This window comes from Limnospira indica PCC 8005, assembly GCF_000973065.1.
Lineage (GTDB): Bacteria > Cyanobacteriota > Cyanobacteriia > Cyanobacteriales > Microcoleaceae > Limnospira > Limnospira fusiformis.
The window spans coordinates 5,632,065-5,643,239 of the sequence record NZ_FO818640.1 but is presented as its reverse complement, the minus strand read 5'-3'; the positions used below and the strand labels follow the sequence as shown (position 1 = coordinate 5,643,239).

At 42.3% G+C, this 11,175-nt stretch carries 8 protein-coding genes and 1 pseudogene; 5 read left to right on the top strand and 4 right to left on the bottom strand.

The window, feature by feature from the left end; all coding sequences use genetic code 11:
• Positions 1-46: 46 nt before the first annotated feature.
• Positions 47-2,176 (top strand): PAS domain S-box protein, encoded by a 2,130-nt coding sequence (locus XZ46_RS24930; protein WP_008055798.1) that lies wholly within the window; start codon positions 47-49, stop codon positions 2,174-2,176.
• A gap of 41 nt (positions 2,177-2,217) precedes the next feature.
• On the opposite strand, the gene XZ46_RS24925 is transcribed toward XZ46_RS24930, so the two are convergent.
• A complete protein-coding gene (locus tag XZ46_RS24925; RefSeq protein WP_006668318.1) occupies positions 2,218-3,222 on the bottom strand; it encodes a HEAT repeat domain-containing protein in 1,005 nt (334 codons plus the stop codon).
• A gap of 216 nt (positions 3,223-3,438) precedes the next feature.
• Between XZ46_RS24925 and XZ46_RS38170 the strand changes: the two genes are divergently transcribed.
• The 4 genes and pseudogenes from XZ46_RS38170 to XZ46_RS24920 all read left to right on the top strand — a co-directional run bounded on the left by XZ46_RS38170 (position 3,439) and on the right by XZ46_RS24920 (position 9,200).
• Positions 3,439-3,600 (top strand): pentapeptide repeat-containing protein, encoded by a 162-nt coding sequence (locus XZ46_RS38170; RefSeq protein ID WP_008055799.1) that lies wholly within the window; start codon positions 3,439-3,441, stop codon positions 3,598-3,600.
• Positions 3,569-3,646: pseudogene (locus XZ46_RS38165) on the top strand (pentapeptide repeat-containing protein); the annotation flags it as partial. The gene XZ46_RS38170 and the pseudogene XZ46_RS38165, both read left to right, overlap by 32 nt.
• Before the next feature lie 18 nt (positions 3,647-3,664).
• Positions 3,665-3,805 carry a hypothetical protein gene (locus tag XZ46_RS37105; RefSeq protein WP_228116420.1) on the top strand — a complete coding sequence of 47 codons (141 nt, stop codon included), beginning with the start codon at positions 3,665-3,667 and terminating at the stop codon, positions 3,803-3,805.
• Between the two features lie 202 nt (positions 3,806-4,007).
• Positions 4,008-9,200 (top strand): protein kinase domain-containing protein, encoded by a 5,193-nt coding sequence (locus XZ46_RS24920; protein ID WP_008055800.1) that lies wholly within the window; start codon positions 4,008-4,010, stop codon positions 9,198-9,200.
• A gap of 11 nt (positions 9,201-9,211) precedes the next feature.
• Here the strand turns inward: XZ46_RS24920 and XZ46_RS24915 are convergent, their stop codons facing one another.
• From XZ46_RS24915 to def, 3 genes are all read right to left on the bottom strand, one after another.
• The gene (locus XZ46_RS24915) at positions 9,212-9,811 is read right to left on the bottom strand and encodes a TerD family protein (RefSeq protein WP_035760030.1); all 600 of its coding nucleotides are present in this window, start codon (positions 9,809-9,811) and stop codon (positions 9,212-9,214) included.
• Between the two features lie 226 nt (positions 9,812-10,037).
• Positions 10,038-10,607: a TerD family protein gene (locus XZ46_RS24910; RefSeq protein ID WP_008055801.1), complete on the bottom strand. Its 570-nt coding sequence runs from the start codon at positions 10,605-10,607 to the stop codon at positions 10,038-10,040.
• A 23-nt stretch (positions 10,608-10,630) separates the two neighbouring features.
• Positions 10,631-11,164 (bottom strand): peptide deformylase, encoded by a 534-nt coding sequence (gene def, locus XZ46_RS24905; RefSeq protein WP_006668319.1) that lies wholly within the window; start codon positions 11,162-11,164, stop codon positions 10,631-10,633.
• Positions 11,165-11,175: the final 11 nt, after the last annotated feature.

Sequence of the window (11,175 nt, the reverse complement as noted above, 5' to 3'; positions counted from 1 at the left end):
TGTGAATGTCCTAGCTAACTGAAATCGACTATTGGGAGAATTAATTATGAGTGCAGAACTTTTAGGGATCCTGTTCCCCGAACCTTTGGTAGCAGCTTATCAGAGAGCAGTGGCTGATTTGACGAAAACCAAACAACAATTACATGAAAGTCAACAGGAACTTTGGGATCTTCGTCAGGTGGTCAACCGGACCACCCCAGGAGCATGGGTAGACGAAAATGGCACACTTGTGGAAATTAACGAGGGATTTATTGAGGTTTTCGGTTACGGTGCAGAACAGTTAATCGGTAAACTGCATCCGTTGCTCAATTCTAAATGCTATAATGCGGATTTTGGGGAAGAGAAGGTCTGGTCTGTGGTTAGATCTGGCGGTGTCTGGCGCGGTGAACTGCAAAACTGTACTTTGACGGGACGAGAGGTTTGGCTGGAAACGACTATTGTACCTTTGATGAAAACAGGTGCTACCCCAGATAAGTATTGGGTACTTACCCAGGATATTACGGAACGCAAGGAAATTGAGTTGGAACTGACCCAACTTTCCTGGGTGGCGAGTCAAACTGATAATGCGGTGATTATCTGCGATCGCCATGGGAAGATTGAATGGGTTAATGAGGCATTTACTTGGATTACCGGCTACACTCTCGAAGAGGTGAAAGGTTTAACGCCAGGTTCTTTTCTCCAGGGGCCTTTGAGTGATACGGAAACTATACATCAAATTCGCGCCTGTCTGAAGGAACACAAACCCTATCGTGGGGAGTTGATCAACTATAAACGCCATGGGAGTCCCTACTGGCTGTCTATTAGCATTACTCCGATTTTTGACCATCAGGGGGATCTGACTAAGTTTATTGCGATTGAAACTGATATTAGCGATCGCAAAAAGATGGAGGAAGCCTTACGACAAAGTGAGGTGAGAAATCGCAGCCTGATTGAAGCGATCCCCGATTTAATGTTTCGTCTGAACCGAGATGGGATGTTTCTTGACTATTTCCCGTCTAAGGATGATCGGGTGACAGAATCTAAAGAAGTTCTGGGAAAAACGGTTGAGCAAGTCTTTTCGGAGGACCTAGCCTGGTGGACACGCCACTATTTAGAATTAACTTTAACTAGCGGACAGTCTCAGTCTGGGGAATATATGCTGCCTTTTGAGGAAGGATGGCGCACCTATGAGGCTCGCTATGTTAAAAGTGGGGATGATGTGGTTTTGGCGATCGTGCGCGATATTACGGATCGCAAGGCTATAGAGGCGGCTTTATTAGTTGAACAGCAATTGGAAAAACAAAAAGCGGCTCAACTGGAAAAAGCGTTAGACAAACTACAACGCACCCAAACCCAACTAATTCAAGCTGAAAAGCTATCGAGTTTGGGTCAAATGGTGGCGGGAGTGGCTCATGAGATTAATAATCCTCTGGCTTTCATTCATGGGAACTTAATATATTTGGATACCTGTATTAAGGATATTCAATATATGCTGTGTATGTACCATAAATATTACCCTGAGCCACTGCCAGAACTTAAAGAGGCTGTAGCTGATATTGATGTGGATTTTATGCTAGATGACTTACCCAAGGCTTTGGAATCAATGAAGTTGGGAACCCATCGCATTCAGGAAATTGTTACGTCCCTACGCAATTTTTCGCGACTAGATGAGGCGAAAATGAAGGCGGTTGATTTGCATGAGGGAATTGAAAGCACTTTGCTGATTTTACAAAATCGCCTGAAGGCAAAGGCGGAACAAGGGGAGACAAATATTATCCGCGATTATGGGGAACTGCCTAGGGTAGAGTGCCATGCTTCCCAGATTAATCAGGTGTTCATGAATTTAATATCAAATGCGATCGATGCTTTGGGAAATCAACCCGCACCTAGGGAAATCAAGATTAGCACCAGGTTAGAATTGGCTGAATATGAGGAAAACATGGATATGGTTGTTGTGGAGATTTCCGACAACGGCCCCGGAATCCCGGAGTTAGTCAGACAACAGATATTTAACCCATTTTTTACTACTAAACCTGTGGGAAAAGGGACGGGATTAGGTTTGGCTATATCTCATCAAATTGTAGTAGAAAAACATGGGGGAAAAATAGAATGTATTTCTGAACTAGGAGAAGGAACTAAGTTTATCGTTTCTCTGCCTTTGAATTGCACGAAGATTGATAGGGAACAATTAGTCTAATGCTTGCTAAAGCTAAGGCCTCTGTAATCTCAGTCAATAAATTATTGATTATCCAGATGATTCCTAGAGATAGGTAAAGGACGCATCCGACTCAGTTTATCGACGGCCCATTGCGCGGTTTCTCTGACATCGGCTTCGGGATCATCCATTGCTCTTTGGAGAATCTGGCTAGTTTGGTACATTAAATCATAAATTCGGGTTAGATCCCGAATGGCATTTTGTCGTACCTCTGGGTTTTCATCCTGCAAGGAAAAAACCAGGGCCTTACTCATGGGCTTGATACAGCGGGTGCTAATTTCTGCTAAGGCTGCCAATATTTTGCTACGCTGCTTGGAGTCTGATGTAAATAGCAAGTTTACCAGAGGTTCGATCGCTCTGGAATCCCCCTGTTGGGCTAACTCCCAAATGGCTTTGCTGCGATGATTGGGGTTAGGATACTGTAGTTGTAAAATTAGTTCCTCAATGCGATCGATTTTGACAGGCTGGGGACTCTCGGCTACTAAGGTGGGTTCAGTGGGGACTGAAGGGGGAGGCGGCGCTTCTGTAGTAGATTCGGTGACGGGGGTAGGGGGAAGATTAATTAAACCATTCTCGGAAATGGGGGGGTCTGCTTCGGGGGGCGCTTCTATGGCTGGAAACTGTATTAAGGTCTGAGGGGAGGCGGCGGAAATTTCGGGCGCGGGTTGTGGTTGGGTAGTCTGTTGGGTTTCCTGGGACTCTTCCTCTAAGTCGGGGGTAGCCAGAAGCCGAATTAGAATAAATACAGCCCCACCGGTGACAACTACTCCACCAACTCCTAAAAGAATCAGGGCTTTTGGGAAACCTGAAAGGAATTTTACCTGATTGTTGCCATTGCTGTTACTGTTTTCCTGTGCTAAAAGCAGACTTTCAGAAGTTGTAGCGGCTAGGAAGGGAGATGGGGAGATCATCCCAGCAGTTTCCCTCAGCTGTTGCGCTACGGTTAAACTCTGGCTAGGACTAGCGGCAACTAATCCTGACCCAGTTAAACTTAGCCACAAAAATAAAATTAAATGATCCAAAGCCATGAAACTTAAAGGGGGTGATAACTAAGGGCTACTTGAAAACGCGCTTTGGCTGGTTAGAGGAATGCGATCGCCAATCTGGGCTTCATGGTAACATTTTTGTTGCGCCTTGCGGTTGATGCACCCTACGCCATATTAGCCAATTATGGGGGCGATCGCCAATCAATGGGAATCGATAAGGGTCCCCCTGGTATAAGTCGGGTTTAGTCGGGGCTAGTTTTGGGCTATGCTTCCCTAGATCAGACAAATCTACACCAAACCAGGTTATATAATACTAATCTTAAAGCTGCTGATTTAGCGAAAGCCAAGCCAACAGACCTAACACGGCTTTATTTAAGTCAGTCACGCTATCCTAAAGGGGTGTCAACTGCGAGGAGCTAATTGGAATCATGCTAATCTCAAGGGAGTTAATCTCGTGGGTGCTGATTTGACGGAAACTGGGCTGATGATAACTTATCTCAAAAAGGCTATGATGCCCAATAGTGAAATTCCGAGATTACCCACCATAACCTGTAAGTGCTTTTCTGGTCAACTTTCCAGCTTTTCCCATTACCTGAAAGTAGCGGCTATTTTATCGGTTTACTAATTCAGGGTTAAAAGCGATAATAGATATCCTTGTCTATCAAATGGTTATTAATCAACTAGGGAACGGCTTACAGCTTGTTCACCAGTCGCTTAATACATTCCCCTCACCCTAAATCCCTCTCCCCAAGAGGTAGAGGGACTTTGAGAGGTGATCAGATGATTTATGAACAGGCTGTAACGGGGAAAACGGGAAAGATAGCAGCATGAATTTACAGGCTAATTTGCAGGTTGAGATGGTCACTAACTCTACCAGTCGGAAGGTCAGCCTAAATCAGATGGAAGCCTCCAAACCAACAGTCCAAATACCAGGGTATGAAATTCTCGATCTCATCTACAATGGCTCGAGTACGTCTGTTTATCGTGCTTTGAGTAGTAGCGATCGCCAACCTGTGGTAATTAAATTATTACACGATCGCTATCCTACCGCCAATGAATTGGAGAAATTTCGCCACCAATATACTATCGCCGAATACCTCAAAGGACTACCAGGAATTGTTAATATATTAACTCTGCAACCATATAGTAATGGGTTAGCCTTAATTATGGTTGATGATGGGTTGATATCTTTGGCTGAATATATCTATGAGTATCCCCTTGATGTTCCCAAATTTTTGACGGTCGCCACCGCTATTGTTCAAATTATTGACGGTCTACACCGTCGCCAAATTATTCACCGGGATATTAAGCCTCAAAATTTGCTGATTGAGCCAATTACTTTAGCTATTCAGTTGATTGACTTTAGCATTTCTGTGAGACTCTCAGATCAGGTAATTTTACACCATCAGAATAAAGGATTAGAAGGGACTCCGGCTTATATTGCGCCAGAACAAACGGGACGCATTAATCGAGGGGTTGATCACCGGACAGATTTTTATTCTCTGGGGGTAACTTTCTATCAGTTATTAACGGGAAAATTACCTTTTAAATACAATAACCCCATGTCGTTTATTCACGCTCATATTGCCAAAAAACCTCAGCCTCCCCATGTCATTAAGCCAGAAATTCCGTTAATTATTAGCGATATAATTATGAAATTGATGGCTAAAAATCCTGAAGATAGATATCAAAATGCTTGGGGTATCTATATGGATTTGGTCGCCGCCAAAACACAATGGGAAATCGACTACCAACAGACGATTAAGCTGGGTGTTCCCTATTCAAATTCGCCGTATAATTTGATAAAATTTAGGTCAGTAGAACTGACAGAAAACCTATCTTTAGACCCTCAAATGCAGTCGGAGGTTGACCAAAAATTACAACGGTTAAATCCCTTGACTCAAAGGCTACTACAACAGGCGGCTTGTTTGGGGGATGAATTCGCCTCGGATATTTTATTGAGCGCTTCTCAGCTCTCACCAGGTCAAATGGGAGAGGTTTTAGATGAGGCGATCGCTGCTAATTTAATTGAGTTAGTAACCGCCAACTGCTATGGTTTTGTTAACCCTAGTATCCGCGTGGCTGCTTATCATCAAATTCTCCCTCACCAACGACCTGCTATCCATCTGGAATTGGGAAGACGGCTTTACCCATATCTAACCGCACAACCCTCTGATTCTCAGGAAAAAATATTACATTTTCTGGTAGTCAATCAGTTGAATTTGGGTGTAGAATTGATGGGGGAACAGTGGGAAAGGGATAGATTAGCAGAACTGAATTTAACCGCTGGATTTTGGGCTGTAGAAAAGCAAAATTACCCTCATGCGATCGGATATTTGATGGTGGGTATCGGTTTAATTGGTGTGGAGGGATGGACAAGACAATATGAACTGACTTTAGCACTTTATACCCAAGCCGCACGGGTGGCTTATCTGGTTGGTAATGGGGAACAGATGAGTCAATGGTGCGATCGCATTTTGGCGGAAGCTAAAACTTTGGCTGATCAGGTAACAGCCTGGGAATTAAAAATATTGGTAGACCTTGATCAAAATAAATCCCAGACACCGATTATTAATACCCTGAATTTATGTCAACAACTGGGGGTAGAAATTCCCCTGGTTCCCGGGGAGGATATATTACAACAGGCGCGGGTTAAATTCCTGAGTCTATCTAATTTAGAACCTGATAATTATCCGAGGGAATTATCTCCTAATTCTCCAGCTAATCAGACCCGGCGCGCGGCGGTAAATCTACTCTCATTAATTTGGGAAGCCAGTCGCCGTTATTACCCCCAAATGTCGCAGCTTATTGGCTGGGAATTAGTCAACTTATCAGTGGAGTTGGGAATAAGCGATCGCCTAGCTGTAGCCTACGCCGCCACCGGTTTAATCTTGACCGAATCAGGAGATTTAGATAGGGGATATGCTTATGGTAAATTAGCCTTAAAATGGCTGGATAAGTTAGATTTTATTCCCTTAAAGTCCAAGGTGTTAGAATGGGTTAATCAAGGGATTAGACCTCGCTGCGAGTCCCTAGCTAATTGGCGTTCTTCTCTACCTGCTGAACAGTTACCCCGCTTGGCTTATTTAACTGGGGTTGATAATGGTTCTTTGACTCCTACCGAAGCCATTAACACCCTCAAGGGTACTTTGACTTTAGAAGAGTGGTTAGGGAACTCATCACCAGAGAGATTAACCTTTAATGATTATCTCGATCGCTTAATGGTGGCTTATATTTTGAGAGACTTTCCTAGGGGTTGGGAGTATGCACAGTTAGCCAGAAATCATGTGAATAACGTCATTTGTGTGGTGTCAAAGGCGCTATTTTATGCCTATGATTCCTTAATTCAATTAGCCATTAATCCCCCACCGCTAGAAGTTGGGGAAACCGTTAGGAATAATCAGGATATTATCGAATCTTTTTGTGTGTCCGCACCGCAAAATTTTCGGCATTTATGGCAGTTAGTGGAAGCTGAAAAATATCGAGTTTTAGGAAACCGTATTCAGGGGATCGAAGCCTATGACCGCGCCATAGAATTAGCTCAAAAACATGGTCATAAACGCGAGTTGGCGGTAGCTAATGAACGAGCAGCACTGTTTTATTTAGACTGGGAACGGCATAAAATTGCTCGGACTTATTTAATTGATGCCTATTATGGTTATGCAAATTGGCAAGCATCCGCTAAAATAAAACTCCTAGAATCTGGTCATTTTTCATTATTAAAACCCATTTTATATCACCATAAATCAGAGTATTTGGGCGCTACAGAAACGATTATTTCTAGTAGTACAGGCTCCAATGTTTTGGACTTGTCCACCACCATTACAGCAGCTCAAGCCTTATCGGGAGAAATTGATTTAAAAAAGCTGTTATCTAAGTTGATGCAGGTGCTACTAGAGACGGCTGGCGCGCAAAAGTGTTGTATTATTTTAGGCGATCGCCTATCCAATTTGGCTATAGAAGGGGTCGCCATTTGTGATATGATATCTACATCTAATTCCACCAAAAAGACTCCGGGTAAAATTCAAGTTATATCAGTGTTAGAGTCTATTCCTGTCACCATGACCCAACAATTATCTCAGGGGATTATCGAGTTGGTCATGTCTACGGAAAAACCTGTCATTTTTGATAATGTTAGCCGTGATTTTATCAAGCCAGAGGATGAATATTTACAAGATAATCAACTATTATCTCTACTGTGTATGCCGATTCATCATCGCGGCGACTTGGTGGGTGTTTTATATTTAGAAAACAATTTGATTTACGGCGCTTTTACCTCAGAAAGACTACAAATTCTCAATGTTTTATTTTCTCAAGCTGCTATTTCTATTGGTAATGCTCGACTTTACTCGAAAATGCGGGAAGGGGAGCGACGCATGACCCAATTTTTAGAAGGAATGCCAGTGGGTGTGGCGGTAGTTGATAGTGTGGGGAAGTTACAATATATCAATCAACAAGCCAAAAATTTGCTGAATCAAAAGCTAAAATTAGGGGATATTTGTGATGATTTTTTGCCCCTGCTACAGCCATTGGTAGATAGTTCTCCAGACAGTCCCAATGCTGTTGATATAGATCAAGAACAAAGAGCGATCGCCAATTTTCTGGAAATTAATCAAGGCGATAAATTAATCCCTATTGAAAGTTGGGTAACTCCTTATTATGACCAAGAAGGTGATTTAGTCTATGCCATTATTGCCTTTCAAGATATTACCGAGCAACAACAACGAGAAATTGCTCTCCGAGAAGCTGAGGAAAGATATCGCAGTATTTTTGAAAATGCCTTAGATGGTTTATTTCAGAGTACCCCCGATGGCAAATTTATCCGAGCAAATCCCGCCATGGCTAGGATATTAGGCTATAATTCTCCAGAGGATGTCATCAACATTTGTGAGGATATTTCCCAGCAAATATATGTCAATCCCGACGATCGCATAACTTTTGAAAGATTAATCAGAGAACAGGGGGAAGTCTCCAACTTTGAATGTCAGTTTTATCGCCAAGACGGTACCAAAATCTGGATTTCTGAAACCGCGCGAGCCGTCCGAAACCAGTCCGGCGATTTACTCTACTATGAGGGACTATTGGAAGATATTACCTCACGCAAAATCGCCGAAAAAGAGCGATTAGAGTTATTAAATGAACTCTCCGAATTAAATCAGAATTTAGATAAAGCCTTAGACGCGGAATTTGAAATGACAGACGCTGCGGGTCGGTTTGTACCTCATCAGTTTCTTTCCTGCTTAGGTTATGAAAGTCTAGTCGAAGTTCAACTAGGAACTGCTGTCCAGAAAGAAATGTCAATTTTATTTTCTGATATCCGAGACTTTACCAGTTTATCCGAGGGTATGACACCGGAAGATAGTTTTAAGTTTATCAATGCTTTTTTAAGCCGTATGGAACCAGAAATTTTAGATAATTATGGTTTCATTGATAAATATATTGGCGATGGAATTATGGCTTTATTTGGCGAAAAACCCGACCACGCTGTTCAGGCGGGAATTGCTATGTTAAAACAATTAAGTGAGTATAATTTGACCCGTAGTAGACCCGGAAGGCGACCTATCCGCATTGGGGTAGGCATTCATACAGGAACCCTCATGCTGGGAACTGTTGGTGGTCGCAACCGCATGGATAGTACCGTTATTGGAGATGCGGTTAATTTAGCGGCTCGCATTGAGAGTCTCACCAAAAATTATAGCGTGTCCTTCCTAATTACCCACCAAACCTTTATGGGATTAGATGACCCTAATCAATACGCCTTTAGAATTATTGACCGAGTGAAGGTGAAGGGGAAAACTGATGCGGTAACAGTTTACGAGTTTTTTGATGCTGACCCCCCAGAATTACACGCTAAAAAGTTAGCAACTAAGGTATTATTTGAGCGTTCCCTATTCCTTTATTATCTCAACCATACCTTAGAAGCTAAACAGGGATTTCACGATTGTTTATCTCAAAATCCTAACGATATGGTGGCTAGAATTTATTTAAATCGTTGCTGGGAAAAACTCCGCTTGAGTTAGAATTTACCCCCTTACATAAACTTTTTAACAACCCCACTTAAATCTTGATTGAGGGGAGTACCCAAAGCCGTAAATTTCCATTTACCATTGTCTCGGTAAAGTTCCCCCATCAACATAGAAATTTTTTGGTCGTATGAAGGGTCTGCTGAGAGGTTATATAAAGCCATTTCTTTACCTTTAGCATCTACCACTCTCACAAAAGCATTTTCTACCTGACCAAAATGCTGTTGGCGAGTTTTAGCTTGGTAAATACTTACCCCAAGAATAATGTGGCTGTACCTATCGGAGATAGAATTTAAACGCAGAAAAATACACTCATCATCCCCTTCTCCCTCCCCAGTTAAGTTGTCTCCAGAGTGATAAACTGTGCCATCACTAGACTTTAAATGACCATAATAAATCACATCATCTTTATAATTGCCGATTTTGCCACTATTGGAGAGTAAGATAGCATAAGCATCCAAGTCAAAATCGGCATTGACTCCCAGTAAATTACCGAAAAACCCCTTAGATTCTACTACATCCCATCCTAAACCCATCATCACATTAGATAGGTCATATTGACTTTTATCAAGAACAATACTCTGTCCTTTTTTCAGGTTGATACTCATGGTAAAATCTCCAAATTTTGCATCATAACAATCAGTCAGCAATCGGATTTCTATCATTTATCTGATAGTTAATGGCTTAGTTAACTACTTCTCCCAGAATTTTTATTCTGCTTGAATATTGTTTATATTTCATCAGAATTAATCCAGAAATCCGGTTGCTAATTAGTTAATTTTGACTGCCAATTTCTCACTTTGCGAATGAGATTAAGTCAACGCCAAAGGTACTTTAAACGTACTTATCTACGAAACTTTTTAATCCCTCATTATATCCCTGTCCAACTGCATGAAATCGCCATTCGCCACCTTTCTTATATAACCGACCAAATTCGACGGCGGTTTCCCGAGAAAAGTCTTCTTCTAGGTCATATTTAGCAATCTCGGTATTATTTTGCTGGTCATAAATACGGATATAGGAATTGCGGACTTGACCGAAATTTTGTCGCCGTTGGTCTGCTTCGTGAATTGTGACGACAAAAATCAATTCTTCGATCGCAGAATTAACCAGATTTAGATCAATTTCCACCACCTCATCATCACCAAGTCCCGACCCAGTGCGATTATCTCCTAAATGTCTAACTGAGCTATCAGGGGACTTCAAATTATTGTAGAATACAAAGTATTCATCTTGGGGGATTTTCCCATTGCTGGCTAACATAAACACGGAAGCATCTAAATCAAAATCCACCCCGGTATCAGTAGCATTGATATCCCATCCTAAACCAATTCCCACTTCTTGCAGTCCGGGGGACTCTTTGGAAAGATTAATCCGCTCACCTTTTTTGATATTGACTGACATCTTAGGTTCTCCTTGAACTCAATTTAGCTTTGAAAAACAATGCGTTTCTGATATTCGTCTTCTGTCATCATGCTATGGGAGTCAGCTACCCTATCCAAAAATATGATCCCTTCTAAGTGGTCATATTCATGCTGAAAAATACGAGCGACAAACCCAGTTAGTTCTCGGTGTTGAAGATGACCATCACGGCTGGTATATTCAACTTCGATCGCCTGATAACGGTTAACAATTCCCCGGATTCCCGGAACACTTAAACAGCCTTCCCAGTCAGCCACCATTTCCTCAGATTTACCGATAATTTTGGGGTTAATCATAGCGGTGGGTTCCATTTCGGGCGCTGCTGGATAGCGGATACTAGGACGGGAAGCGATGACTAAGATACGATCGCTATATCCCACCTGTGGCGCAGCGATACCCACGCCATTTTTTTCAATCACCGTTGCCATTAAATCATCAATCAGAGACTGAATACGCGCTTCCCAGATATTAGCAACAGGTTGAGCATGGTCACGCAGCACCGGGTCGCCCAACTGAGTAACCGCGAGTATATCTCCCATAGCAATGCCTC